This window comes from Nocardioides marinisabuli (assembly GCF_013466785.1).
GTDB lineage: Bacteria > Actinomycetota > Actinomycetes > Propionibacteriales > Nocardioidaceae > Nocardioides > Nocardioides marinisabuli.
On sequence record NZ_CP059163.1, the window covers coordinates 3,050,060 to 3,075,030 of the forward strand.

At 73.2% G+C, this 24,971-nt stretch carries 27 protein-coding genes and 1 pseudogene; 15 read left to right on the forward strand and 13 right to left on the reverse strand.

Annotated features, from left to right (window positions below; genetic code table 11):
• Positions 1-139 precede the first annotated feature (139 nt).
• The 3 genes from rpsO (at position 140) to H0S66_RS14610 (ending at position 4,356) form a co-directional block, all read left to right on the forward strand.
• Complete coding sequence (rpsO, locus tag H0S66_RS14600; RefSeq protein ID WP_179616027.1) at positions 140-415, forward strand: 30S ribosomal protein S15; 276 nt, start codon at positions 140-142, stop codon at positions 413-415.
• 288 nt (positions 416-703) lie between these two features.
• On the forward strand, positions 704-2,941 hold the full coding sequence (locus H0S66_RS14605; RefSeq protein ID WP_218876333.1) for a polyribonucleotide nucleotidyltransferase: 2,238 nt from the start codon (positions 704-706) through the stop codon (positions 2,939-2,941).
• 80 nt (positions 2,942-3,021) lie between these two features.
• On the forward strand, positions 3,022-4,356 hold the full coding sequence (locus tag H0S66_RS14610) for a M16 family metallopeptidase (RefSeq protein WP_338037210.1): 1,335 nt from the start codon (positions 3,022-3,024) through the stop codon (positions 4,354-4,356).
• Between the two features lie 26 nt (positions 4,357-4,382).
• Here H0S66_RS14610 and H0S66_RS14615 read toward each other — a convergent pair whose 3' ends face one another.
• Together H0S66_RS14615 and H0S66_RS14620 are read right to left on the reverse strand one after the other, a co-directional pair.
• The gene (locus H0S66_RS14615; RefSeq protein WP_179616028.1) at positions 4,383-5,108 is read right to left on the reverse strand and encodes an NADPH-dependent F420 reductase; all 726 of its coding nucleotides are present in this window, start codon (positions 5,106-5,108) and stop codon (positions 4,383-4,385) included.
• A 70-nt stretch (positions 5,109-5,178) separates the two neighbouring features.
• Positions 5,179-5,700 carry a class I SAM-dependent methyltransferase gene (locus tag H0S66_RS14620; RefSeq protein WP_179616029.1) on the reverse strand — a complete coding sequence of 174 codons (522 nt, stop codon included), beginning with the start codon at positions 5,698-5,700 and terminating at the stop codon, positions 5,179-5,181.
• Between the two features lie 154 nt (positions 5,701-5,854).
• Here H0S66_RS14620 and dapB point away from each other — a divergent pair, with 154 nt between their 5' ends.
• Both dapB and H0S66_RS14630 read left to right on the forward strand, forming a co-directional pair.
• Entirely contained in the window at positions 5,855-6,604 is a 750-nt protein-coding gene (gene dapB / locus H0S66_RS14625; protein WP_219633718.1) for a 4-hydroxy-tetrahydrodipicolinate reductase, read from the forward strand.
• 158 nt (positions 6,605-6,762) lie between these two features.
• The gene (locus tag H0S66_RS14630; RefSeq protein WP_179616031.1) at positions 6,763-8,451 is read left to right on the forward strand and encodes a M4 family metallopeptidase; all 1,689 of its coding nucleotides are present in this window, start codon (positions 6,763-6,765) and stop codon (positions 8,449-8,451) included.
• Positions 8,452-8,529: 78 nt separating this feature from the next.
• Here H0S66_RS14630 and H0S66_RS20850 read toward each other — a convergent pair whose 3' ends face one another.
• From H0S66_RS20850 to H0S66_RS14650, 4 genes and pseudogenes are all read right to left on the reverse strand, one after another.
• Positions 8,530-9,123, reverse strand: coding sequence for an AzlD domain-containing protein (locus H0S66_RS20850; RefSeq protein WP_338037254.1), 594 nt, complete (start codon positions 9,121-9,123; stop codon positions 8,530-8,532).
• A gap of 14 nt (positions 9,124-9,137) precedes the next feature.
• Positions 9,138-9,572: pseudogene (locus tag H0S66_RS20620) on the reverse strand (AzlC family ABC transporter permease); the annotation flags it as partial.
• Positions 9,573-9,582: 10 nt separating this feature from the next.
• Complete coding sequence (locus H0S66_RS14645) at positions 9,583-9,783, reverse strand: hypothetical protein (RefSeq protein WP_179616033.1); 201 nt, start codon at positions 9,781-9,783, stop codon at positions 9,583-9,585.
• A gap of 115 nt (positions 9,784-9,898) precedes the next feature.
• A complete protein-coding gene (locus tag H0S66_RS14650) occupies positions 9,899-10,453 on the reverse strand; it encodes a GNAT family N-acetyltransferase (RefSeq protein WP_179616034.1) in 555 nt (184 codons plus the stop codon).
• A gap of 61 nt (positions 10,454-10,514) precedes the next feature.
• Between H0S66_RS14650 and H0S66_RS14655 the strand changes: the two genes are divergently transcribed.
• Positions 10,515-11,522, forward strand: coding sequence for an aldo/keto reductase family protein (locus H0S66_RS14655; protein ID WP_179616035.1), 1,008 nt, complete (start codon positions 10,515-10,517; stop codon positions 11,520-11,522).
• Here H0S66_RS14655 and H0S66_RS14660 read toward each other — a convergent pair.
• Both H0S66_RS14660 and H0S66_RS14665 read right to left on the reverse strand, forming a co-directional pair.
• Complete coding sequence (locus H0S66_RS14660) at positions 11,496-12,359, reverse strand: hypothetical protein (RefSeq protein ID WP_179616036.1); 864 nt, start codon at positions 12,357-12,359, stop codon at positions 11,496-11,498. The two genes, H0S66_RS14655 and H0S66_RS14660, sit on opposite strands and share 27 nt — an antisense overlap.
• Positions 12,360-12,368: 9 nt before the next feature.
• Complete coding sequence (locus tag H0S66_RS14665) at positions 12,369-12,974, reverse strand: DUF3043 domain-containing protein (RefSeq protein ID WP_246305158.1); 606 nt, start codon at positions 12,972-12,974, stop codon at positions 12,369-12,371.
• 192 nt (positions 12,975-13,166) lie between these two features.
• Here H0S66_RS14665 and H0S66_RS14670 point away from each other — a divergent pair, with 192 nt between their 5' ends.
• The 5 genes from H0S66_RS14670 to H0S66_RS14690 all read left to right on the forward strand — a co-directional run bounded on the left by H0S66_RS14670 (position 13,167) and on the right by H0S66_RS14690 (position 17,153).
• On the forward strand, positions 13,167-13,949 hold the full coding sequence (locus tag H0S66_RS14670) for a PspA/IM30 family protein (RefSeq protein WP_179616037.1): 783 nt from the start codon (positions 13,167-13,169) through the stop codon (positions 13,947-13,949).
• Positions 13,946-14,224, forward strand: a complete 279-nt coding sequence (gene pspAA / locus H0S66_RS14675; RefSeq protein WP_179616038.1) for a PspA-associated protein PspAA — start codon at positions 13,946-13,948, stop codon at positions 14,222-14,224. The genes H0S66_RS14670 and pspAA overlap by 4 nt, the downstream gene beginning before the upstream one ends.
• A gap of 43 nt (positions 14,225-14,267) precedes the next feature.
• On the forward strand, positions 14,268-15,191 hold the full coding sequence (gene htpX / locus H0S66_RS14680; RefSeq protein ID WP_179616039.1) for a zinc metalloprotease HtpX: 924 nt from the start codon (positions 14,268-14,270) through the stop codon (positions 15,189-15,191).
• A 7-nt stretch (positions 15,192-15,198) separates the two neighbouring features.
• A complete protein-coding gene (gene pspAB / locus H0S66_RS14685; protein WP_179616040.1) occupies positions 15,199-15,777 on the forward strand; it encodes a PspA-associated protein PspAB in 579 nt (192 codons plus the stop codon).
• A gap of 131 nt (positions 15,778-15,908) precedes the next feature.
• Positions 15,909-17,153, forward strand: coding sequence for a sensor histidine kinase (locus H0S66_RS14690; protein WP_218876334.1), 1,245 nt, complete (start codon positions 15,909-15,911; stop codon positions 17,151-17,153).
• Positions 17,154-17,254: 101 nt separating this feature from the next.
• Here the strand turns inward: H0S66_RS14690 and nadA are convergent, their stop codons facing one another.
• Both nadA and H0S66_RS14700 read right to left on the reverse strand, forming a co-directional pair.
• Positions 17,255-18,439, reverse strand: a complete 1,185-nt coding sequence (gene nadA, locus H0S66_RS14695) for a quinolinate synthase NadA (RefSeq protein ID WP_179616041.1) — start codon at positions 18,437-18,439, stop codon at positions 17,255-17,257.
• 22 nt (positions 18,440-18,461) lie between these two features.
• Complete coding sequence (locus H0S66_RS14700; RefSeq protein ID WP_258016934.1) at positions 18,462-19,355, reverse strand: GNAT family N-acetyltransferase; 894 nt, start codon at positions 19,353-19,355, stop codon at positions 18,462-18,464.
• 50 nt (positions 19,356-19,405) lie between these two features.
• On the opposite strand from H0S66_RS14700, the gene H0S66_RS14705 reads away from it, so the two are divergent.
• Entirely contained in the window at positions 19,406-20,497 is a 1,092-nt protein-coding gene (locus tag H0S66_RS14705) for a glycerate kinase family protein (RefSeq protein ID WP_179616042.1), read from the forward strand.
• A 103-nt stretch (positions 20,498-20,600) separates the two neighbouring features.
• Positions 20,601-20,963, forward strand: coding sequence for an iron-sulfur cluster insertion protein ErpA (gene erpA, locus H0S66_RS14710; protein ID WP_218876335.1), 363 nt, complete (start codon positions 20,601-20,603; stop codon positions 20,961-20,963).
• A gap of 198 nt (positions 20,964-21,161) precedes the next feature.
• Here the strand turns inward: erpA and H0S66_RS14715 are convergent, their stop codons facing one another.
• The gene (locus H0S66_RS14715) at positions 21,162-21,473 is read right to left on the reverse strand and encodes a hypothetical protein (RefSeq protein ID WP_246305159.1); all 312 of its coding nucleotides are present in this window, start codon (positions 21,471-21,473) and stop codon (positions 21,162-21,164) included.
• A gap of 150 nt (positions 21,474-21,623) precedes the next feature.
• Between H0S66_RS14715 and H0S66_RS14720 the strand changes: the two genes are divergently transcribed.
• Positions 21,624-22,565, forward strand: coding sequence for a carbohydrate kinase family protein (locus tag H0S66_RS14720; RefSeq protein WP_179617431.1), 942 nt, complete (start codon positions 21,624-21,626; stop codon positions 22,563-22,565).
• On the opposite strand, the gene H0S66_RS14725 is transcribed toward H0S66_RS14720, so the two are convergent.
• Both H0S66_RS14725 and H0S66_RS14730 read right to left on the reverse strand, forming a co-directional pair.
• Entirely contained in the window at positions 22,562-22,804 is a 243-nt protein-coding gene (locus H0S66_RS14725) for a sulfurtransferase TusA family protein (RefSeq protein WP_219633578.1), read from the reverse strand. The genes H0S66_RS14720 and H0S66_RS14725 overlap by 4 nt on opposite strands.
• Positions 22,801-23,949 (reverse strand): cysteine desulfurase family protein, encoded by a 1,149-nt coding sequence (locus tag H0S66_RS14730; RefSeq protein WP_258016935.1) that lies wholly within the window; start codon positions 23,947-23,949, stop codon positions 22,801-22,803. The genes H0S66_RS14725 and H0S66_RS14730 overlap by 4 nt, the downstream gene beginning before the upstream one ends.
• Before the next feature lie 84 nt (positions 23,950-24,033).
• Between H0S66_RS14730 and ctaC the strand changes: the two genes are divergently transcribed.
• A complete protein-coding gene (ctaC, locus tag H0S66_RS14735) occupies positions 24,034-24,966 on the forward strand; it encodes an aa3-type cytochrome oxidase subunit II (RefSeq protein WP_258016936.1) in 933 nt (310 codons plus the stop codon).
• The last annotated feature ends 5 nt before the right edge of the window (positions 24,967-24,971 follow it).

The window sequence follows — 24,971 nt, forward strand, 5'->3', positions numbered from 1 at the left end:
CGGGATTTCGGGTTGGGCGCCGCTCGTCGCTATTGTTGCCCGGTTGCCGTAGAACGGCCGCGGACCAAGAGTGCCCGGGTGAACAGGCCCCGGCGCGCCGCGCAGCGAGAGCCCCAGCAGGGGCGAGAAGGGAGCCCGCATGTCGATCGGTACCGACGCGGAGACCAAGAAGAAGATCATTGCCGAGTACGCCGTCGCCGAGGGCGACACCGGCTCGCCCGAGGTCCAGATCGCGCTGCTGAGCCACCGCATCAGCCACCTCACCGAGCACCTCAAGCAGCACAAGCACGACCACCACAGCCGTCGTGGCCTGCTGCTCCTGGTGGGCCAGCGCCGCCGGCTGCTGAACTACCTGAACAAGTCCGACATCAACCGGTACCGCTCGATCATCGAGCGCCTCGGTCTGCGTCGCTGACCTCGCACCACTCGTGATGGGCGGAGCGGCTGCCCGACAGGGGCAGCCGCTTCGTCGCATTCCGGGCCCGGAGCACTAGGCTCGGGCCTGCACAACTGAAGAACCCACACCAGGAGCGACCCGCGCGCACCGGCCCGGTCCTCGGTAGTGGCCCTCAGCACCGCGAGCGAGCGGTCTGCGGGCCTCGATCGAAGACCGGCCCCCGCACCACCGGCGGGCCCTGGGCATCGCCCCCCGCCCCGCAGCGGGACGCGGCGGATCGCTCCGTGAGAAGGACAAGGATCCCTTTTGACTGAGAACAACACGGCCGAGCCCGTCATCTCCGCTGTCGAGACCGTCCTCGACAACGGCAAGTTCGGCACCCGCACCATCAAGTTCGAGACCGGGCTGCTGGCCCGCCAGGCGGCCGGTTCGGTCACCGCCTACCTCGACGACGACACGATGCTGCTCTCGGCGACCACCGCCGGCAAGCACCCCAAGGACCACTTCGACTTCTTCCCCCTGACGATCGACGTCGAGGAGCGGATGTACGCCGCGGGCCAGATCCCCGGCTCGTTCTTCCGCAGCGAGGGTCGCCCGGGCGAGGACGCCATCCTCACCTGCCGCCTCATCGACCGCCCGCTGCGCCCGACCTTCAAGAAGGGTCTGCGCAACGAGGTCCAGGTCGTCATCACCGTGATGGCGCTCGACCCCGACCAGCCCTACGACGTGCTCGCGATCAACGCGGCCTCGATCTCCACCCAGCTCTCCGGCCTGCCGTTCTCCGGCCCCGTCGGCGGCGTGCGCGTGGCGCTGATCGAGGGCCAGTGGGTCGCCTTCCCGACCCACAGCCAGCTCGAGGACGCCGTCTTCGACATGGTCGTGGCCGGTCGGGTCACCGACACCGGCGACGTGGCCATCATGATGGTCGAGGCCGAGGCCACCGAGCACGCCTGGACCCTGATCCAGGGCGGCGTCCAGGCGCCGACCGAGGAGGTCGTGGCCAGCGGTCTCGACGCCGCGAAGCCCTTCATCAAGCAGCTGTGCGAGGCCCAGGCCGAGCTGGCCAACGTGGCCGCCAAGCCGGTCCAGGACTTCCCGGTCTTCCTCGACTTCGAGGACGACGTCTACGAGGCCGTCACCAAGGCCGCCAAGGACGACCTGACCGCCGCGATGACCATCGGCGACAAGCAGGAGCGCGAGGCGCGCACCGACGAGCTCAAGGCCGGGCTGCTCGAGAAGCTGTCCGGTCAGTTCGAGGGCCGCGAGAAGGAGATCGGCGCCGCGTTCCGCGGGCTGAACAAGGAGGTCGTGCGCGAGCGCGTCCTGCGCGACAAGGTCCGCATCGACGGCCGTGGCCTCGCCGACATCCGCCCGCTGCACTCCGAGGTCGGCCTGATCCCGCGCGTGCACGGCTCGGCGCTCTTCGAGCGCGGCGAGACCCAGATCCTGGGTGTCACCACGCTCAACATGCTCAAGATGGAGCAGCAGCTCGACACCCTCTCCCCGGAGAAGTCGCGCCGCTACATGCACAAGTACGTCTTCCCGCCGTTCTCCACCGGCGAGACCGGTCGCGTGGGCTCGCCCAAGCGCCGCGAGGTCGGCCACGGTGCGCTCGCGCGCCGCGCGCTGCTGCCGGTGCTGCCCAGCCGCGAGGAGTTCCCCTACGCGATCCGCCAGCTCTCCGAGGCCATGGGCTCCAACGGCTCCACCTCGATGGGCTCGGTCTGCGCCTCCACGATGTCGCTGCTGCACGCGGGTGTCCCGCTGCGCGCCGCCGTCGCCGGCATCGCCATGGGCCTGATCTCCGGTGAGATCGACGGCCAGACGCAGTACGTCGCGCTCACCGACATCCTCGGTGCCGAGGACGCGTTCGGCGACATGGACTTCAAGGTCGCCGGCACCCGCGAGTTCGTCACCGCGCTGCAGCTCGACACCAAGCTCGACGGCATCCCCGCCGAGGTGCTGGCCGCCGCGCTGACCCAGGCCCGCGACGCGCGCCTGGCGATCCTCGACGTGATGGCCGAGGCCATCGACGAGCCCGAGGAGATGTCGCTGCACGCGCCGCGGATCATCACCGTCAAGGTGCCCGTGGACAAGATCGGCGAGGTCATCGGCCCCAAGGGCAAGGTGATCAACCAGATCCAGGACGACACCGGCGCCACGCTGTCGATCGAGGACGACGGCACCGTCTACATCGGTGCCACCAACGGCGAGGCCGCCGAGGCGGCCCGCTCGGCCGTCAACGCGATCGCCAACCCGACGATGCCCGAGGTCGGCGAGCGTTACCTCGGCACCGTCGTGAAGACGACGAACTTCGGTGCGTTCGTCTCGCTGATGCCGGGCAAGGACGGGCTGCTGCACATCAGCAAGCTGCGCGGCCTCGCCGGCGGCAAGCGCGTCGACTCCGTCGAGGACGTCGTCTCGGTCGGGCAGAAGCTCCAGGTCGAGATCGGTGAGATCGACGACCGCGGCAAGCTCTCGCTCGTCCCGGTGCTCGAGGAGGGCGCGGAGGACGCGGCCGAGGAGAGCACCGAGCAGGAGTGACCTCCCGCTGATCAGCTCCACCGGTCGACCCGCCCGAGTCCCTCGGGCGGGTCGACCGCTTTTTCCCCCAGGAGGACCCCGTGAGCCACACCCAGCACCTGAGCACCACCCCGGACCACGCGGCGCCGACCGCCGCCGGCGCCAGCCGCACCGAGGACCTGCCCGGCGCGCCCGGCGTACGCCGCAGCGTGCTGCCCTCGGGCCTGCGGGTGGTCACCGAGCACATGCCCGGCGTCCGCTCCGCGGCCGTGGGGGTCTGGGTGGGCGCGGGCTCGGTCGACGAGGACGACACGCTGCACGGCTGCTCGCACTTCCTCGAGCACCTGCTCTTCAAGGGCACCGGCTCGCGCTCGGCGCTGGACATCTCCATCGCGCTCGAAACGGTCGGCGGTGAGTTCAACGCCTTCACCGCCAAGGAGTACACCTGCTTCCACGCGCGGGTCCTCGACGAGGACCTGCCGCTGGCCGTGGACGTGCTCGGCGACATGATGACCGACAGCCTGCTGGAGGCGGCCGACGTCGAGGCCGAGCGCGAGGTCATCCTCGACGAGATCGCCATGCACGACGACGACCCCGACGACGTGGTGCACCAGCTCTTCGCCGAGCAGGCCTACGGGGCCAGCTCCGACCTGGGCCGCTCGATCGCCGGCACCGAGGCCAGCATCCGGGCGCTCACCCGCGAGCAGGTGCACGGCTTCTACCGCCGGCACTACCGCCCCGCGACGATGGTCGTCTCGGCGGCCGGCAACGTCGACCACGACGAGGTCGTGCGCCTCGTCGAGGCGGCCTTCGGTCGCGGTGGCTTCCTCGACGTGGTCGAGGAGCCGGTCCCGGTGACCGGCCGCGGCGTGGCGGTGCCGGTGACCCCGGGCCGCTCGAGCGAGACCCGGCCCTTCGAGCAGGTCAACGTGGTCCTCGGGATGGAGGGGCTGCGCCGTGACGACCCGCGCCGCTTCGCGCTCGGGGTGCTCAACACCGCGCTCGGCGGGGGCACCTCCAGCCGGCTCTTCCAGGAGGTCCGCGAGGTCCGGGGCCTGGCCTACTCGGTCTACTCCTTCGCCGGCCACCACGCCGACTCGGGCCTGGTGGGCGTCGGCGTCGGTTGCCTGCCCGGCAAGCTCGACGCCGTGCTCGAGGTGGTCCGCGGCGAGCTGGCCAAGGTGGCGGCCGAGGGCATCACCGAGGAGGAGCTGGGCCGCGGTCAGGGCCAGCTGCGCGGTGGGCTGGTCCTGGGCCTGGAGGACTCGGGCTCGCGGATGGCGCGCATCGGCAAGGCCGAGCTGGTGCACACCGAGCTGCTGGGCATCGAGGAGGTGCTGCGGCGCATCGACGCGGTCACCCTCGAGCAGGTGCGCGACGTGGCCGCGGTGGTCTTCGCCCGGCCCGAGGTCCTCGCGGTGGTCGGCCCGGCCTGAGGCCGGGCCGACCACCAGGGGGCTGCTCAGCCGCCGACGGGGCCCTCGTTGCGGGCGGCGTCGAGCACCCGGCGCACGTCCTGCGCCGGAGTCGGCGAGGACGGCGGCATGCCGACGGCCTGGCCGGGCTTGGCGGCCGAGGCGTCGGCCTCGGGGTCGAAGTAGACCGCGCCGTAGGCCGGGGTGCCCGGCTCGAAGCGCCAGCTCTCGGCGAGGTCGCCGGCCACGACGGTGTCGTAGCCCAGCGTGTCGAGGAACGCGGTGGCCTCGCGCAGCGCGGCCTCGTCGTCACCGGCGATCGGCAGCGCCGAGCGCTCCGGCGACCCGGTCGGACGGGCCAGCTCGGGCAGGTGGCCGTAGAAGATGTTGTTGAAGACCTTCACGACGCGGGCCTCGGGGAGGTGCTGCTGGACCCAGGCGCTGGTCGTGGTGCTGCGGTCGTCGAGCTCGGCGACGTTGCCGTCGCGCTGGGGGTAGTAGTTGCTGGTGTCGAGCACCAGGCGCCCGGCCAGCGCCTCGGCGGGGAGCGAGGGCACGGCCTTGAGGGGGACGGTGACGACGACGACGTCGCCGGCCTCCGCCGCCTCCTGGGCGGTGGCGGCCCGGGCCCGGGGGCCCAGCTCGGCCACCAGATCGGTGAGGGTCTCGGGCCCGCGCGAGTTGCTGAGGACCACGTCGTGGCCGGCGGCGACCGCCAGGCGGGCCACGCCGCTGCCGATGTTGCCGCTGCCGATGAGTGCGAGTGTTGTCATGTCAGGAGAGCGCCGAGGGCGCCCTGACGATTCCCTCCCGCCAGGAGGCGGAGGTCACTGCCGTGGGTGGTCAGCCGATGCGCTTGCCGATGATGCCGACCACGGCCGGCGCCTTGCGCTGGACCACCGAGACGCGGAACCCGCCCTGGGCCAGGGCTCCCGACGCCTTCTCGACGATCGTCGGCACCTGCTCGGGCCGGGTGGCCTCGAAGAACAGGTAGACCGCTCCGCCGGGCAGCACCCGCTCGTGCAGCAGCGCGATCTCGTCGGCGCAGTCGCGCACCCAGAAGAGGTTGACGTTGAAGGCGTAGACCTTCGTCAGGCGCTTGACCGGGACCCGCAGGGTGGCCAGGTCGATCTGGCGCACGGTGAGCCGCCCCGCCTCGACGTACTGCGCGCAGCGCCGCTTGGTGCGGTCGACGCCGGACTCGGACCGGTCGATCGCGAAGACCTTGCCGGCCGTCACCCGGCTGCAGATCAGCTCGGCACCGGCGCCCGGGCCGCAGCCGATCTCGAGGACGTGGTCGTTCGGCTGGAGGTCCATGATGTCGACCGCCCACCGGATCCGCGCCGGAATCGTCTGCAGTGCCATGGCAGCAGCCTGCCAGAAACTCCGCCTCCCGTGTCGCGGAGGTCCCCCCTGGACGCTCCCCGCGTGTCGCGGAGCACGTGTGGGAGGCTGGGTGATCGTGACGGACGACGTGCGTGGGCAGGGTGGCCGGGGCGACGAGAGCGGCCCCGAGGACGTGCTGGCGGTGGGCGTGCTGGGTGCCCGCGGCAAGGTCGGGCGCGAGGTGTGCCGGGCGGTCGAGGCGGCCGCCGACACCCGCCTGGTCGCCGAGATCGACGTCGACGACGACCTGGAGGCCCTGGTGCGCTCCGGGGCCCGGGCGGTGGTGGACTTCACCCACCCCGACGTGGTCATGGACAACCTGGAGTTCTGCGTCTCCCACGGCATCCACGCCGTCGTCGGCACCACCGGCTTCGACGAGTCGCGGCTGCGGACGCTGCGGGGCTGGTTGGCCGACTCGCCCGGCACCGGCGTGCTCATCGCCCCGAACTTCTCGATCGGCGCGGTGCTGATGATGCGCTTCGCGGCTGCGGCGGCGCCGTTCTACGAGTCGGTCGAGATCGTCGAGCTGCACCACCCCGACAAGGCCGACGCGCCCTCGGGCACCGCACGGCACACCGCCGAGCTGGTCGCGGCCGCCCGCCGCGAGGCGGGGTGCGCCCCGGTGCCCGACGCCACCTCGACCGCCCTCGAGGGGGCCCGCGGCGCCGACGTCGAGGGCATCCGGGTGCACGGGCTGCGCATCCGCGGGCTGGTCGCCCACCAGGAGGTCGTGCTGGGCGGGGTGGGGGAGACCCTCACCATCCGCCACGACTCGCTCGACCGTGCCTCCTTCACCCCCGGGGTGCTGACCGGCCTGCGTGCCATCGCCTCGCGACCGGGCCTGACCGTGGGCCTGGAGCACCTGCTCGACCTCGACGTCTGAGCCGGGCCGCATCGGTCGGCACCGTCTGCACCGGTCCGGCTCACCTTCCTGCAGCGCGAGAAGCTGAGGCACCCACACGGTTCCTCCGGCCCCCGGGCGTGCGACAGGGTCGGTGCCGCGGCGCCCGCTCGGAGGCGTCGCGGACGAGAGGGAACCGGATGAAGACCACGATGGGGCTGGCTACCGCCGCCGTCCTCGCCGTCGGCAGCCTCGGCGTCGCCACCGCAGCGACCAGCCAGGCAGCACCGACCGCGCCGACCACCACGACCGGCACCACGACCGCGCTGAGCGGCGTCCACGGGGCCGACGAGGCGCGGATCGCCGCGGCCGCCGTCGAGGCGCTGCGCGCCCACCCCCGCGCCGCCCGCGCCGGCGCCGGGCAGGAGGTCGAGGTGACCGACACGGTCGTCGACCCCGACGGCTCCACCCACGTGCGCATGGAGCGCACCTTCCGCGGCCTGCGGGTCCTCGGTGGCGACCTGGTCGTGCACCGGGGCGCCGGCGCCGCCCAGGACGCCGAGGGCGCCGAGGGCGCCGCGTGGGAGGGCGTCTCGCAGACCCTCGACGCCCCGCTCGCGCTGGGCACCACGCCCACGCTCGGCGCCGACGCCGCCGGCGCCCGCGCGCTGGCGCCGGCGAAGGAGCTGCGCGAGGTCGGCCGGCTGGAGCGGTCCGGCCGACCCACCCTGGTGGTCGACGCCCACGGCACCGAGCCGGTGCTGGCCTGGGAGGTCGTGACCACCGGGGTGCGCGAGGACGGGACCCCCAGCCGCCTGGCCAGCTACGTCGACGCCCGCACCGGCCGGGTGCTGCGCCGCGAGGAGCAGGTCCACACCGCCGACGGGCAGGGCGAGTCCCTCTACAGCGGCACCGTGCCGCTGCAGGTGACCCAGAAGGGCTCGGCCTACGAGCTGCGCGACGCCACCCGGGGCGGCAGCCACACCACCGACATGGGCGGGGCCACCGACGGCTTCGCCTGCTCGGCCTTCGGGTGGGGGTGCAAGAGCGGCACCATCGTGACCAGCCCCAGCACGACGTTCGGTGACGGCACCAACGCCGACCCCGACACCGCCGCCGCCGACGCCCAGTACGGCACCGCGGTGACCTGGGACTACTTCAAGGGCGAGCACGGCCGCGACGGGATCTTCGGCGACGGCTCGGGCTCCTACAACCGGGTGCACTACGGCCGCGACTACGTCAACGCCTTCTGGGACGGCCAGAAGATGACCTACGGCGACGGCGACGGCGTGAACTACGGTCCGCTGGTCTCCCTCGACGTCGCCGGTCACGAGATGACCCACGGCATCACCCAGAACACCGCGAACCTGACCTACTCGGGGGAGTCGGGCGGCCTCAACGAGGCCACCTCCGACATCTTCGGCACGATGGTGGAGTTCCACGCCGCCAACAGCGAGGACCCGGGCGACTACCTGGTGGGTGAGGAGTTCGACCTGCGCAACGGCCGGGGCTTCCGCCGGATGGACAACCCCATCGCCGACGGCAAGTCGCCCAACTGCTGGTCGAGCAACACCAAGAACCTCGACGTGCACTACTCCTCGGGCGTGGGCAACCACTTCTTCTACCTGCTGGCCGAGGGGTCGGGCGCGAAGACGTTCGGGGGCGTGGCGCACAGCTCCGCCACCTGCGACGGCTCGACCCTCACCGGCATCGGTCGCGAGGCGGCCGCCGACATCTGGTTCCGGGCGCTGAACGTCTACATGACCTCCGGCACCACCTACGCCCAGGCCCGCACCGCGACGATCGACGCGGCCACGGACCTCTACGGCGCGGGCAGCACCCAGGTGGGCGCCGTGGCCGCGGCCTGGAGCGCGGTCTCCGTCTCCTGACCCCGTGACGTGCCGGCGCGCGCCCGTGGGGGCGGGCGCCGGCGCGTGGGACGTACAGGCGCTCTCGAGCTCGGGGGCTCAGCCCACGAGCAGGCGCAGCACGGCGGCGGTCGCGGCCGCCCCGGCCACCACCAGCAGGAAGGGCGCCCGCAGCACCAGCAGCCCGACCGCGGCCCCCAGCCCGGCGGCCCGGGCGTCGAGGACCAGCCGCTGGTCGGTCGAGGCCACCTGCACCGCGACCAGCGCGGCCAGGAGCGCCACGGGTACCAGGTCGGCGGTACGGCGCACCCAGCCCCGTCCAGCACCGAGGTCGGCACCGCGAGGCCGGCCAGCTTGAGCAGGTAGCAGCCGACGCCACCGGCGAGGACGGCCAGCCACAGCCCGCTCACCGGGCCGCCCGTCCGTCGGGGCGCCGCCGCGCACCGCGGCGAGCGCCCCGGCGAGCAGCGCCACGCCGCCGGCGGCCAGCACGGGCCGCCGGCAGCGGTCAGGGGCACCAGCCCGAGAGCGGCGCCGGCTGCCAGCACGGCCACGGCCCGGTGCAGCGGGTCGGACAGACGGGGCCACAGCAGGGCCAGGAAGGCCGCGCCCACCGCGGCGTCGAGCCCGAAGGTCCTCGGGTCGCCGAGGACCGTGCCCCCGACGGCGCCCAGCAGGGTGAAGAGGTTCCACAGCACGAAGATGCCGCCCCCGGTGACCAGGAAGCCCAGCCTGGCCTGGGCGGTGGTCGGCCGGGTCACCGACATCGCGGTGGACTCGTCGATGAGCAGGTGGGCCGCCAGCACCCGCCGACGACCGCGCCAACCCAGCAGCGGCCCCAGGCGCAGGCCGTAGAGGGTGTTGCGGGTGCCCAGCAGCCAGGCGGTCGCCGCTGCCGAGAGCGGCGCACCGCCGGAGGCGACGACCCCCACGAGCGCGAACTGCGAGGCGCCGGTGAACATCACCAGCGACAGCACGCAGGTCTGGGCGACCGAGAGGCCGGAGGCGACCGAGACGGCGCCGAACGAGACGCCGTACGTGCCGGTGGCCAGGGCGACGCCGAGGCTGTCGCGCACCACGGCCCGGCGGGCGTCGGCGTCCGGCGGGACCGGGGACGAGGACGGGGGGAGCGGGCCGGTCACGCCAGGGACTCTAGGCCTGGTGCGGCTCCTGCGGCTGGGTGCCGTCGGCCAGCAGCGCCAGCAGCGCTCCGGTGCCGGCGCCGGCCAGCAGCCCGAGCGTCGCGGGCAGGGCGGCGGTGTCGAGGGCCACGAAGAGACCGGTCAGGGCGCCGAGGGCGACCAGGAGGCCGATGAGGAACGAGCGGTGCATCCGGGGAAGCGGTCCGAGCATGAGAGGTCCTTCGATCCGGTGCGACCACGGTGGCCGCGTTCATCCTCTTCACCTCTACCCCGCCCGCTCACGGGCAATCCCGCCCGAAGAGGTGGTCCTGGGTGGACCTGGGTGCTCAGGACAGGTCGGTGTGCAGGCGCACCTGCTTGAGGGTGACCGCGCCGGTGCCGTCGAGGTCGAGCTCGCGGTGCGCACCGTCGCTGTCCCACCCGGCGCCGACCAGGAAGGCCCGGGTGGCGTCGTCGGTGGCCACCAGCCAGGTGACGGCCCGGGTGAACCGGTCGGCCCGCAGCGTGTCGATCGCCGCCTGCTGCAGCCGCGAGCCGTGGCCCTTGCGACGCTCGTCGGGGTCGAGGACCAGCTCGGTCAGCTCGCCGTCGGAGACCGGGTCGCAGTCGGGGTCGGTCGCGGGCGTGGTGATCGCGAACCCGACCACGCGGTTGCGCTCCAGCGCCACCAGCGTGCGGTGCCGGGCGTCGGCAGGGCGCGCCAGCGCCTGGGCCCAGGCCGCGGTGACGGCCTCCAGCGCCTCGGGGCCCGAGGGCAGCGACTCCGCCGGCACCAGGCCGTCGTACATCACCGGCCAGGCGCGCAGCTGGAGCGCGGCGACGGCCGCGGCGTCCTCGGCCCAGGCCACGCGCACGGACACGTCGGCTGTCGGGCTGCTCATGCCCACGATCCTCTCAGGCGGGGGAGGAGAGGGGTGAGGCGGCGTGGGTAGTGTCGCCGGCATGGAGATCCGCAACCTCGGAAAGAGTGGCCTGAAGGTCTCGGCCATCTCGTACGGCAACTGGCTCACCCACGGTTCCCAGGTCGAGGAGGACGCCGCCACCGCGTGCGTGCGTCGCGCCCTCGACGAGGGCATCACCACCTTCGACACCGCCGACGTCTACGCCAACACGGCCGCGGAGACGGTCCTGGGCAAGGCCCTGGCCGGCGAGCGCCGCGAGGGCCTGGAGATCTTCACCAAGGTCTACTGGCCCACCGGTCCCGGGGCGCACAACGACCACGGCCTGTCGCGCAAGCACATCATGGAGTCGATCGACGCCTCGCTGCGACGCCTCCAGACCGACCACGTCGACCTCTACCAGGCCCACCGCTACGACCACGAGACGCCGCTGGAGGAGACGATGGAGGCCTTCGCCGACGTCGTGCGCGCCGGCAAGGCGCACTACATCGGGGTCTCGGAGTGGCGTGCGGAGGAGATCCGCGAGGCCCACGCGCTGGCGCGCGAGCTGCACATCCCGCTGGTCTCGAACCAGCCGCAGTACAACCTGCTGTGGCGGGTGATCGAGTCCGAGGTGGTGCCTGCCTGCGAGGAGCTCGGCATGGGCCAGGTCGTCTGGTCGCCGATCGCGCAAGGCGTGCTGACCGGCAAGTACCGCGTCGGCCAGGAGCACCCGGCCGGCTCGCGGGCCACCGACGAGAAGGGCGGCGACAAGATGATCAGCCGCTGGCTGCAGGACGACGTGCTGCGCCGCGTCGAGCTGCTCGAGCCGCTCGCCGAGCAGGCCGGGCTGTCGATGGCCCAGCTCGCCGTGGCCTGGGTGCTGCAGAACCCCAACGTCTCGTCGGCGATCATCGGTGCCAGCCGGCCCGAGCAGGTCACCGACAACGTCAAGGCCGCCGGGGTGCGCCTCGACGACGACCTGATGGCCGCTATCGACGAGGCCGTCGCGCCGGTCGTCGAGCGCGACCCGGCGAAGACGACCTCACCGGCTCGGCGCGAGTTCGGCTGAGCCGGCCCCCGTGGGGCGGTGCGGCCGGGCCAGGTCCGCCGCGCGGCCCAGCCGCACCGCTCCCCAGGTCGAGAGCACCAGACCGAGCAGCACCACCCACCACCAGCCCGGACGCACCGTGTCACCCAGCAGCGCCACGCCCACGGCGGCGGGCACGAACGTCTGCCCGACGTTCATCGGGGCGGTGGCCCAGGACACCGACGCCCGGTCCATGCCCAGCGAGTAGAGCCAGAAGGCCACCAGGCTGAAGGACGGCACCGCCAGGGCGCACACCACCGCCCAGGCGCCCAGCGGCAGCTCCACCCCGCGCACCGCCACGGCCGAGCCGGCGTACCCCAGGCCCGCGAGCGTGCCGAGCCCGGCCGCCCCGACGTGGTGGCGCAGCGCGCTGGCCAGGCCCAGCAGGGCCGCGCCCGCCACCAGGGACGACGCCAGCACCGGCTCGGCGCGGGCCGCGCCGGCGCTGCCGGAGCCCGCGGCCAGCAGCACCAGCCCCAGCACCACGAGACCCACCGAGCCCCAGTGGGCGCGCCCCAGCGGCTCCTCGACGTGGCGCTGGGCCAGCGCCGCCACCGGCAGTGCCATCGCGACCGTGGCCTGGGTTAGGTAGAGCGGCAGCAGCCAGATCGCCGCCGCGTGCAGCACGAACCCGCCGAGGTAGGCGCTCAGCACCAGCCAGGTCCACGGGTCGCGCACCGAGCGCGCGACGAAGGCGCCGAGGTGGACCGGCGGGGTGGGGTGGCGTCGTACGCCGTGGGCCTGCGCGACCGCGCCGACACCGAACAGCACGGCCCCGAGGAGTCCTGCGGCCAGTCCGCCGAGCTCGAGCGGGCCCACGACCCCGGCCTAGCGGTAGTGCTCGGGCAGGGTCTGCCCGATCTTGACCTGCGTCTTCGGCAGGCGCATGAAGCGCATCTGCATCGCGCGGGTGATGGCGTAGTAGGTGGTGCCCTTGTGCGACTCGTCGGGGAAGCGCGCGGTCAGCTCGCGGCGCAGCCGGAAGCGCAGCAGCACCATGTCCATGACCACCAGCAGCATCGTGAGCAGCAGGACCGAGCTGCCGAAGCTGGCCAGGCCCGGGTTGCCGGAGTAGCTCAGCACCATCGTCACCAGCAGGATCGGGATCATCAGCTCGACGAAGGAGAAGCGGGCGTCGACGAAGTCACGGGTGAAGCGACGCACCGGGCCCTTGTCGCGCGCCATCAGGTAGCGCTCCTCGCCGGCCTTCATCCCGGCCTTGACCCGCGCCGTCGACTCGCCCCGCGCCGAGCGCTGGGCCTGGGCGATCTCACGACGGGTGCGCGGGGGCTTGGCCCGGGCCCGGGCCATCGCCTCGGCCTCCTTGCGCGTCGGGGTGGGTCGCCCCTTCGCGCCGGGGCGCTCGGACTCGGGGGCGCCGGTGGGGGACGCGGAGGTGTCCGCGAGGGGCTCGCTCTTGCTGCGACGGAACAACGTGGGCCTTCTGGTGGGGGACGCCGTGGCGGCGTACGGGGCGTGGGGACTGGCCCTCCAGCCTACCGGCGAAGGGGCCCGACCCCCTCGCGGCACCTTGCCGTCCCGCCGTAGGGTGAGGTGAGGGTCGTCGGCGCCGCCGGCGTCTCGACGACCGACGCCCAGACCGACCGGAAGAGGGACCGCACCACCATGAGCCTCTGGAAGCGCATGACCTTGATCTTCCGCTCGAAGGCCAACACGGCCCTCGACCGTGCCGAGGACCCCCGCGAGACCCTCGACTACAGCTACCAGCGCCAGCTGGACCTGCTCTCGAAGGTGCGCCGCGGCGTCGCCGACGTCGCCACCTCGCGCAAGCGGGTCGAGCTGCAGATGAACCAGCTGCAGCAGCAGTCCGACAAGCTCCAGGCCCAGGCCCAGAAGGCGATCTCGGTCGACCGCGAGGACCTGGCCCGCGAGGCGCTGACCCGCAAGTCGGCGCTGAGCCAGCAGATCGAGGACCTGCGCACCCAGCACGCGCAGCTGCAGGGCGAGGAGGAGAAGCTCACCCTGGCCCAGCAGCGCCTGCAGGCCAAGGTCGAGTCCTTCCGCACCCGCAAGGAGACGATCAAGGCGACGTACACCGCCGCCGAGGCCCAGACCCGCATCAACGAGGCCATGTCGGGCATCGGCGAGGAGATGGGCGACGTGGGCCTGGCCATCCAGCGCGCCGAGGACAAGACGGCCAACATGCAGGCCCGCGCCGGCGCGATCGACGAGCTGATCGCCTCGGGCGCGCTCGACGACGCCAGCTCGCTCAACCGCGGCGACGACATCTCGCGCGAGCTCGACGCGATGAGCAGCCACTCCGACGTCGAGGCCGAGCTGGCCCGGCTCAAGGGCTCCTCGCAGCCCTCGGCGATCGAGGGCGGCGACATCCTCAGCCCCGAGGCCGAGAAGGCCGCGGAGCAGGAGCGCCCGGAGGGCCGGTCGTGATCGTCCGAATCCTCGGCGAGGGTCAGCTCGACCTGCCCGACGAGGCGCTGGAGCGGCTCAACGCGCTCGACGCGAAGGTCGAGGCCGCGGTGGAGGCCGGCGACGAGACCGCCTTCGCGTCCGCCCTGGCGGGGCTGCTCGACGCGGTGCGCGCCGAGGCGTCGCCCCACGAGCTCGACAGCCTCGACGAGTCCGACCTGATCCTGCCGCCGGCCGACGCCACGATGGCCGAGGTCGCGCAGATGCTCTCCGACGACGGGCTCCTCCCCGGCTGAGCCTGCCGCGGGCCCGCTTGGCGCGACAGGGGAGGATGAGGACATGGCACGCACCCGTTTCGTCGGCGACGCCGGGCTGACCGCCCGGATGACGCTGGTCATGTTCCTGCTCGGCCTGCTGTTCGTCGTGCTGGTCGGCTCCCTGATGGCGATCTTCGCGCAGAGCTCGCCGGGCATCGCGGTGCTCATCGGCCTGGCCGGCATCGGCGTCGCGGTCTACCAGTGGTGGAGCAGCGACACCGTGGCCATGAAGGCCATGCGGGCACGCGAGGTGAGCCCGGAGCAGGCGCCCGAGCTGCACGGCATGATCGACCGGCTCTGCGCGATGGCCGACATGCCCAAGCCCCGGGTCGGCGTGGCCGACTCCCGCATCCCCAACGCCTTCGCCACCGGCCGGTCGCCGGACCGCTCGGTCGTGGTCGTCACCACTGGCATCATGCAGACCCTGAACGCCGAGGAGCTCGAGGGCGTGCTCGCCCACGAGCTGTCCCACGTCGCCCACCGCGACGTGCTGGTCATGACCGTGGCCTCCTCGGCCGGCATCGCCGCCGGGATGCTCACCTCGGGCGCCCGCTACGGGATGCTCTTCGGCGGCAACCGCCGTGACAACAACAACGCGCTCCCGGTCTGGCTGCTGGTCCTGCTGGTCAGCGTCGTCGTCTACGCCGTCAGCTTCGTGCTGCTCAAGCTGCTCTCGCGCTACCGCGAGATGGCCGCCGACCGGGCGGGGGCGTACCTGACGATGAAGCCCCAGGCCCTGGCCTCGGCGCTGCAGAAGATCACCGGAGAGATGGACTCGGTCCCGCAGAAGGACCTGCGTGCCAGCGCGGCCATGAACGCCTTCTTCATCGCCCCGGCGATCAAGGGGGTCTCGATGCGCAGCCTCACCTCCACCCACCCCAGCCTCGAGCAGCGACTCGAGCAGCTGGCGAAGATCCAGGCCGAGCTCGGCCGCCCGACGGGCTGAGGCGGCAGTGGGCTTCCTCGACTCCATCCTGGGCCGCAGCCGGCCCAAGCAGGCCGACCTCGACGCGCTGTTCCTCGTGCCGAGCGCGGCCATCACCCTCCAGGCGTCGCTGGGGCTGCGGCCGACCGGGCGCGGCTCGGTCTGCTACCGCGCCGCCGGGGGAGCGGCCTTCGCCGAGACCGAGGCCGACATCCTCACCCTGCTGCGCGACGCCCCCGACGCCCCCGAGGTGAGCACCAGCCACGACGAGTTCGGCTACACGTGGCTGGTGGTCGACGACGACCCCGACGACGTGGCCGGGCTGTGCACCGACCTGCACGCCGTCAACACGACGCTGGAGGCGCAGGGTTTCGGCCCCGGGCTGCTGTGCTCGCTGGTGCCCTTCGAGGACGCCGCCGGACGACGGGTGGGTCTGGTCTACCTCTACAAGCAGGGCACCTTCTACCCCTTCGCACCGCAGCCGGGTGGGGCGCACCAGCGCGACAGCCTGCTGGAGATCAACCTGCGCGAGACGCTGAGCGGCGAGCTGCCCGTGGAGCAGCAGACCTCGCGGTGGCTGGCCCTGTGGGGCGCTCCCGGCCTCTAGGTCTGCGCCTGCCCGACCCTGCCTGCGGGTTCGCCTGCGGGTGCTCAGGAACCCTCCCTAGACTGGCGCCCGTCCCGGCCGCGGCGCCCCCCTCGTGCCCCCGAGCCCCTGCCGGACCACAGGAGGAACGTGTGCTGAGCCCAATGGGCCCGCTGGTCGACCAGGCCACCGTCGAGGTGGACCGCCGACGCGTGGTGGAGATCGACCGCTACCAGGTGCTGCTCGACCCGCCGCGCAGCGACCTGGTCGCGCTGGTCGACATCGCAGCCCAGGTGGCCGACGTCCCGCTCGCCACGATCAACCTCATCACCGACGTCGCGCAGCACCAGATCGCCACCAAGGGCTTCGACGCCTCGGTGTGCTCGCGCGAGGACTCGATGTGCAACGTGGTGCTGCACGAGGGCGCCCCGGTCGTGGTCGCCGACGCCTCGAAGGACCCCCGCTTCGCCGACAACCCGTTCGTGACGGGGGAGATCGGTGAGGTCCGCTTCTACGCCACCCACCAGCTGGTCAGCCCGCAGGGCGTGGTCATCGGCACCCTGTGCGTCTTCGACACCGTCCCCCGGGAGATCACCGACGACCAGGAGCGCGCACTCGTGGAGCTGGCCGAGCGGGTGGTCGACCTGCTCGAGCTCGAGCTGCGCACCCGCGAGCTGGCGGCCTCCGTGGCCGAGCTCGAGCGCGCCCGCGACGAGCTGCAGCGCTCCAACAGCCAGCTCACGGCCTTCGCCGGCCAGGTCAGCCACGACCTGCGCAACCCGCTGACGACGGTGCGGATGTCGCTGTCGATGCTCGCTGAGGAGTCCGAGGAGGGTGCGCCCGACCCGGCGACCAGCACCTACCTGCTCTCGCGCGCCGAGCGGGGCACCGAGCGGATGCAGGCCCTCATCGACGACCTGCTGGCCTACGCCCGCATCGGCGGGCGGATCGCCAGCAAGCCCGTCGACCTGGGGCTCGTGGCGGCCGCCGTGCGCGACGACCTCGCCGAGGCGCTGAGCGGGGCCACGCTCGAGGTCGGCGAGCTGCCGGTCGTCACGGGCGACCCGGTGCAGCTGCGGGCGGTGCTGCAGAACCTGGTGGCCAACGCCGCGAAGTTCGTGCCCGCCGGTGAGCCCGCGCGCATCCGCGTCGCCTCGCGCCGGGTCGAGGCGGGCTGGCGCATCGAGGTCGTCGACCACGGCCTGGGGATCGCGCCCGAGGACCGCGAGCGGGTCTTCGAGCCGCTCACGCGCACCCACGAGCAGGTACCCGGCTCGGGCATCGGCCTGGCCACCGTGCGCCGGGTCGTCGACGCGCACGCCGGCTCCATCGGCATCGAGGAGACGCCCGGCGGCGGTACGACCGTCTGGGTCGAGCTCCCGGTCCCGCCCGAGTAGTCCCAGCCGACCGGTCACTTCTGAACCATCGACCAGTCACTTCTGCCCCCACGTGGGTGCGAAAGTGACCGGTCGATGGTTCAGAAGTGACTGCTCGGCCGTCAGTCCTTGGCGGTCTTGCCGGGCAGGGCGAGCATCCGCTCGAGCGCGACCAGGGCCTGCTGCTCGGTGGCGGGGTCGACCTCGATCCCGTTGACGACGGTGCCGGCGACCAGCGACTCCAGCGCCCACACGAGGTGGGGCAGGTCGATGCGGTTCATCGTCGAGCAGTAGCAGACCGTGCGGTCGAGGAAGGCGATCGACTTGTCGGGGTGGCTGTCGGCGAGGCGCTTGACCAGGTTGAGCTCGGTGCCGATCGCCCACGACGACCCGGCTGGCGCGGCCTCGATCGTCTGGATGATGAACTCGGTGGAGCCGACCAGGTCGGCCTTGAGCACGACCTCGTGGCGGCACTCGGGGTGCACCAGGATCTGGATCTCGGGGTCCTTGGCGCGCAGCTCGTCGACGACGTCGGGGGAGAAGCGGCCGTGCACCGAGCAGTGGCCCTTCCACAGGATCATCTTCGCGTCGCGCAGCTGCTCGGGGGTCAGGCCGCCGCTGGGGCGGTGCGGGTCCCAGACGACGCAGTCGTCGAGCGAGAGACCCATCTGCAGCACCGCGGTGTTGCGCCCGAGGTGCTGGTCGGGCAGGAACAGCACCTTGGCGCCGCCCTCGACGTCCGGCTTCTGGTCGTAGGCCCACTCGAGGGCGACCTCGGCGTTGCTGGAGGTGCAGACCACGCCGCCGTTGCGGCCGCAGAAGGCCTTGATGTCGGCGCTGGAGTTCATGTAGGTCACCGGGACGACGGCGTCCTGGATGCCCGCCTCGGCCATGGCGTCCCAGGCGGTCTCGACCTGCTGGAGACGGGCCATGTCGGCCATCGAGCAGCCGGCCGCGAGGTCGGGCAGCACGACCTGCTGGTCGGGGGAGGTGAGGATGTCGGCCGACTCGGCCATGAAGTGCACGCCGCAGAAGACGATGAACTCGGCGTCGGGACGGGCCGCGGCCTCCCGGGCGAGCTTGAAGGAGTCGCCGGTGACGTCGGCGAACTGGATGACCTCGTCGCGCTGGTAGTGGTGGCCCAGCACGAAGACGCGCTCGCCCAGCGCCTCCTTCGCCGCGCGGGCGCGCGCGACCAGGTCGGGGTCGGACGCCGCCGGCAGGTCACCGGGGCACTCGACCCCGCGCTCGGACTGCAGGTCGGTGCCACGGCCCAGCGGCAGCAGCGGGAGGTCGACGGTCGTCATGCCTCCATCGTAGGCGCCCCGCTCACAGCAGCGAGCCGTGGTGCAGGTACGGCGCCGGCGGGCGCATCCCGCGCAGCGCGAGGTAGCCGACCGTCCACACCTCCAGCCGCGCGGCCAGGCCGATGTCGAGGGCCCACTCGTTGGCGGCGGTGACGTGCGCGACCTCGGTCTGCGCCGGACCGTCGGCCAGCGCGGCCCACAGCAGCCGCCCCGCCGTACGACGGTTGGTCGCGGCTAGCAGCGCCACCGCGCCGTCGGGGTAGGCGTAGGCGTAGCCGGAGCCGGTGGAGGTCTCCGAGACCAGCAGCCGCGACTGCTCCACCAGCAGCGCGTGGTCGGGCCCGTGGGCGCTGCCGCGCGCCTGGCGGTCCACCGAGTCGAGCAGGTCGACGTCGCCCGGGGTGCCCTCGCGGACCTTGTCGCCGGTGCCCAGCGGGATCGCCGAGCGGTCGACGGTGCCGCGCAGCACCATCTGAGGGTGCAGGGACAGCCCGGCCTGGCGGTAGACCCGCGCCGCCCGCGGGTCCGCCGAGCTGCAGATCATCCCGCGCAGCGCGCCGCGGCCGTGGTGCAGCGCCGCCGCGAGCAGCGGCTTGCCCGCGCCCCGGCCCTGGTGGCCCGGCCGGACGGCGTACGACGAGAGGATCCAGGTGCCCTCGCGCACCAGGGAGGTGGCGACCCCGACCATCCGCCCGTCCTCCTCCGCGACCCAGCAGCCACCGGGGTCGGTCCGCAGGAGGTGCTGGGTGCGCGCCTGCCACGAGCGGCTGCGCCCCGGCTCGCGCGGCTCGGGGTCGGGCCAGGCCCGGGGCAGCGTGAGCCGGTCGAGGGCGTGGAAGCTCTCCGAGGTGACCTGCTCGGCCTCCGCCACGTCGGCGGGACGCATCGGGCGGATGGCGGCGGTCGGGCTGGGCACGCCCCCACCGTAGGGGCGGACCGGCGCGGGCCGCCTGCGAGGATGCGCGCATGCGAGTCCTCGTCGCCCCCGACAAGTTCGCCGGCACCCTCACCGCGGTCGAGGCCGCCGAGGCGATCGCCGCCGGCTGGCGTCGCCACGCCCCCGACGACGAGCTCGACCTGGCGCCGATGTCGGACGGCGGGCCCGGCTTCGTCGACGTGCTGCACGCGACCCTGGGCGGCGAGCTGCTGGTGGCCACCGTCGAGGGACCGCACGGCGAGGAGGTGCCGGCGACCGTGCTGCTGGTCGGCGACACCGCCTACGTCGAGAGCGCCCAGGCCTGCGGGCGCCAGCTCGTCACCCAGGGCGGGGCGGAGTTCGCCACCACCGTCGGCGTGGGCGAGCTGCTCGTGGCCGCGCTCGGCACCGGCGCCGCCACGGTCGTGGTCGGCCTGGGCGGCAGCGGCACCAACGACGGGGGAGCGGGCCTGCTGGACGCCCTCGGCGCCCGGCCCGACGCCGGCCAGCTCGACGGCGGGCCGGTCCTCTTCGGCGACCTGGGCCGGGTCGACCTGGCGCCCGCGCGCGCCCTGGTCGCAGGGCGACGGCTGGTGGCAGCCACCGACGTCGACAACCCCCTGACCGGGCTCTTCGGCGCCACCAAGACCTACGGCCCGCAGAAGGGCATCGGCGAGGACCGGATCGCCGAGGTCGACGGCTGGCTCGAGCAGCTGGCCGAGGCCACCGACCGGCGTACGTCGCTGGGCAAGGGCGCGGGGGCCGCCGGCGGCCTGGGCCACGCACTGCTGTGCCTGGGCGCGGTCCGCGAGCCCGGCATCGCCCTCGTCGCCGAGGCGGTCGGGCTGGCCTCCCGGGCGCGGGCCGCCGACCTCGTGGTGACCGGCGAGGGTGCCTTCGACTTCTCCAGCCGCTCGGGCAAGGTGCCCTACGGCGTCGCCGAGATCGCGGGCGAGGCGCTGCGGCCCTGCGTGGCCCTGGCCGGGCAGGTGCTCGTCGGCTCGCGCGAGATGCGCGCGCTCGGCGTGGAGTCGGCGTACTCGCTGGTCGACCTCGTCGGTGAGCAGCGGGCCTTCGAGGACCCGGTCGGCAGCCTCGAGGCGCTCGCGGAGCGCGTCGCCCGGACGTGGTCGAGGGAATAACCCCGGGTGGCCTACCCTTGACCCAGGGACCGCTGCTCGTCGTCGACGTGCCGGCGGCCCGCACCAGACCACGCACCACGCAACCCATGTTGGGAGCACAGACATGACCGAGCAGGTGGAGACCACTCCTGAGCGTCGCACCGACAGCATCAACCTGAGCCCGGTGGCGGCCGAGAAGGTGCAGAGCCTGCTGAGCCAGGAGGGCCGCGACGACCTCGCGCTGCGCATCTCCGTCCAGCCCGGTGGCTGCTCGGGCCTGCGCTACCAGCTCTTCTTCGACGAGCGCACCCTCGACGGCGACGTCGTCACCGACTTCGACGGCGTCAGCGTCGTCGTCGACCGGATGAGCGTGCCCTACCTCAACGGCGCGATGATCGACTTCGTCGACACCATCGAGAAGCAGGGCTTCACGATCGACAACCCCAACGCCACCGGCTCCTGCGCCTGCGGCGACAGCTTCAACTGAGCAAGGACGCGCCAGCGGACTTGCTGTTGGTGGTCGAGCAAGCGGCGCGACCGAGCCTGCGAGGTCGCGACCCGCGTGTCGAGACCCGGTGACGGGCGGGACCACCCCAACCACGCCACCAGCCCAGAGCAACAGCGAAGCCCCCGGACCAACCAGGTCCGGGGGCTTCGTCGTGTGCTCAGCGTGTGAGCACCTGCATCAGTCCAGGTGCAGCGACAGCGCGTTGGCCAGCCGCTGCGCGGCCTCGCCGACCTCGATGTCGCGCTTGCGCACCTCGCGCGGGAAGTCGTCGAAGCGGATGCTGGGGACGGGGCGGCGTGCGGCCCGGGCCACCGAGGCGGCGGCAGCGGCCTCGCGGCCCACCACGAGGTGCAGGGCGCGGCCGGCGGCCTCGCAGTCGGCACCCATGTCGCTGACGCAGGCCAGGTCGTCGTAGGGCAGCCGGGCGCGGGAGCCGCGGGCGCCGACGGGGCCCGATGAGGGCGTCGAGGAGGGAGTCGAGGGGGTCATGCTCGCGACGCTAGGGGCTACTGGGGGGTACTCCCAGCACTACCCGCAGGTAGTGTTCGCGCCGTGCCCGACACCACTTCTGCGCCCGTGACCGACGCCGTGCCCGGCGGACCGCTGCTGGTGGCCGGGTCGATCGCGACCGACCACCTGATGAGCTTCGCCGGCAGGTTCGAGGACTCGCTGGTGGTCGAGCAGCTGCACAAGCTGTCGGTCTCCTTCCTGGTCGACGACCTCGAGATCCGCCGCGGCGGGGTGGCGCCCAACATGTGCTTCGGGATGGCCCGCCTGGGCCTGTCGCCGGTGCTGGTCGGCTCGGCCGGCGAGGACTTCGCCGACTACCGCTCCTGGCTGGAGCGCCACGGTGTCGACTGCGACCACGTGCACATCTCGGAGACGCTGCACACCGCCCGCTTCGTGTGCACCACCGACTCCACGATGGCCCAGTTCGCCTCGTTCTACCCCGGTGCGATGAAGGAGGCGCGGCTCATCGAGCTGGCCCCCATCGTGGCCAGGGTCGGCCAGCCCTCGTTCGTGCTGATCGGCGCCGACGACCCCGACGGGATGCTGCGCCACACCCAGGAGTGCCTGCAGCGCGGCTACCCCTTCATCGCCGACCCCAGCCAGCAGCTGGCCTTCGGCGAGGGCGGCCTGATCCGCCAGCTCGTGGAGGGCGCCGCGATCCTCTTCAGCAACGAGTACGAGTCGCACCTGATCGAGCAGAAGACCGGCTGGTCCTCCGAGGACGTGCTGGCCAGGGTCGGCGTCCAGGTGACCACGCTGGGCGCCGAGGGCGTACGGGTGTGCCGCGCCGGCGAGGAGGACATCGTGGTGCCGGCCGCCAAGAACGTCACCGCCGTCGAGCCGACGGGTGTCGGCGACGCGTTCCGCGCCGGCTACCTCGCCGCGACCGCGTGGGGCCTCGACCTGACCCGCAGCGCCCAGGTGGGCTGCGTGCTGGCGGCGTACGTCGTGGAGACCGTGGGCACCCAGGAGTACACCTTCACCCCCGAGCAGTTCCTGGGTCGCGTCGAGGAGTCGTACGGCGCCGAGGCGGCCGCCGACGTCGCGCCGCACCTGGCCTCGGTGCGCTAGGTCCTGCGCCGCACCAGGTAGCGCGGCAAGCCGTCGTCGGCGGTGTCCTCGCCGACGTACTCCTGGTCGCGCATGCGGCACCAGGCGGGGACGTCGACGCGCGCGGCAGCGTCGTCGGCGACGACCGCCAGCACCGCGCCGACCTCGAGGCCCGGCAGCGCCCGGGCGAGGTCGATGATCGGCAGCGGGCACAGCCGGCCGCGGCAGTCGAGCTCGAGCGCCACCGGTGCCGGGCTCACATGCCCACCCGGGCGCGCAGGTCGGCGACCACGCCGGGCAGCACCGCCAGCAGCCGCTCGACGTCGTCGGCACCGGTGTCGCGGTGCAGCGAGACGCGGGCGTTGCCGTGGGTGAGCGCGCCCATCGCGGCCAGCACGTGGCTGGGCTCGAACGACGACGAGGTGCAGGCCGAGCCGCTGGCCACCCCGAAGCCGTGCCGGTCGAGCTCGTGGACCAGCGCCTCGCCGTCGACGTAGAGGAACGAGAAGGTCACCAGGTGCGGCAGCCGCTCGACCGGGTCGCCGACCACGTCGACGTCGGGGATGGTCGCGACCCCCTCCCGCAACCGGTCGACCAGGGCGTGCTGGCGGGCCGCGACCTCCTCGCGCTCGGCCTCCACCGCCTGCAGGGCCGCAGCGGCCGCCAGGGCCGCCGGCACGTTCTCGAAGCCGCTGGTGCGCTCGTCGACGCGGTCGTCGCCGGGGAAGGGCGAGGCCCAGCGGGCGCCCTTGCGCACCAGCAGGACCCCCACGCCGGGCGGGCCGCCCCACTTGTGGGCCGAGGCGGCGGCCGCGTCCCACCCGGTCGGCAGCGGCAGGCGACCCGCGCTGGCGCAGGCGTCGACGAAGAGCGGCACCCGGGCCTCCAGGCGCGCCGCGACCGCGGCGACGGGCTGGACCGTGCCGACCTCGTGGTTCGCGGCCTGCACCGCGACCACCCCGGTGGTGGGGGAGAGGAGGTCCTCGACCGCGTCGGGCGAGACCCGGCCGAGCCGGTCGGCGGGGACCACGGCGCCGGGCTCGCCGCTGCGCCGGGCCGCCCACGCCGCGGCGTGCCCGACCGCCGAGTGCTCCACGGCACTGACCAGGGTGGCCTCGCGCCCGTCGGCACGGCCCTCGAGGAGGCCCAGCAGCCCGCGGTGGACGGCCTCGGTGCCGGAGCCGGTGAAGCTGACCTCCTCGCGGCGCACGCCCAGGCAGCCGGCGACCACCTCACGGGCGTTGTCGAGCAGGAGCCGGGCGTCGCGACCGCTGTGGTGCAGCCGTCGCGGATCGCCCCAGCCCCGCTCGTGGGCCGCGGCGAGCACGTCGCGGGCGGCGGGGTGCAGCGGCTCCCCGGAGGCGGCGTCGAGGTCGACCGGCGCGGCATATGTCACAACCGCCACGGTAGGCCACCCTGTGCGCCCCGACCGGTGGCGGGCGGGGTACTCTGGCGCCAACTTCTGATCGCTTGAGAGGAAGGCTCGTTCGTGAGTCTGCAGCTCCCCCAGATGGCACCAGGACGTCGGTGGGCCTCGGCCCGTCGTGCGGGCCTGGGCGCCACGCTCGGCCTCGGCCTCGTGCTGCTCGCCGGCTGTTCGTCGGAGTCCCGCGGTGAGTGGGAGCGCCTGGCCATGCCAGAGCCCATCACCGAGCAGGGCGAGGCCACCCTGAACCTGTGGCAGGGGGCGTGGATCGCTGCCCTCATCACCGGTGTCGTGGTCTGGGGCCTCATCGCCTGGGTCGTGGTGGCCTACCGCCGTCGCAGCGACGACGAGATCCCCGTCCAGACGCGCTACAACCTGCCGCTGGAGATCTTCTACACGGTCGCGCCGATCATGATGGTCGTGGTGTTCTTCGCCCACACCATCCGGGTCCAGGACATCGTGCTCGAGGAGTCCCCGGCCCCCGACAACATCGTCGAGGTCACCGCGCAGAAGTGGTCGTGGACCTTCAACCACGGCGTCGGCGCGGTCGACGTCGCGGCCAACGAGGACAACGAGGACGACGAGTACCCCTATGAGGGCTACGCCTACGTCGCCGGCACCCTGACCGACGTGCCCACCCTGGTGCTGCCCGTCGGGCAGACCACCCGCTTCAACCTGCACTCGCCCGACGTCATCCACGACTTCGGCGTGCCCGGCTTCCTCATCAAGATGGACGTCATCCCCGGTCGCGTGAACTCCTTCGAGGTCACCCCCAAGACCGAGGGCACCTTCAAGGGCAAGTGCTACGAGCTCTGCGGTGCCTACCACTCGCGGATGCTGTTCAACGTCGACGTCGTCAGCGCCGAGGAGTACGACGCCCACGTCGCCTCGCTGGCCGCGGCCGGTGCCGAGTCGGCCCTGCCGATCCTGGGCCGCGACGACACCCGTACCCAGGTGGGCCTCGCGTCCGCCGAGACCGAGGGGGAGGGCCAGTGAGCGCC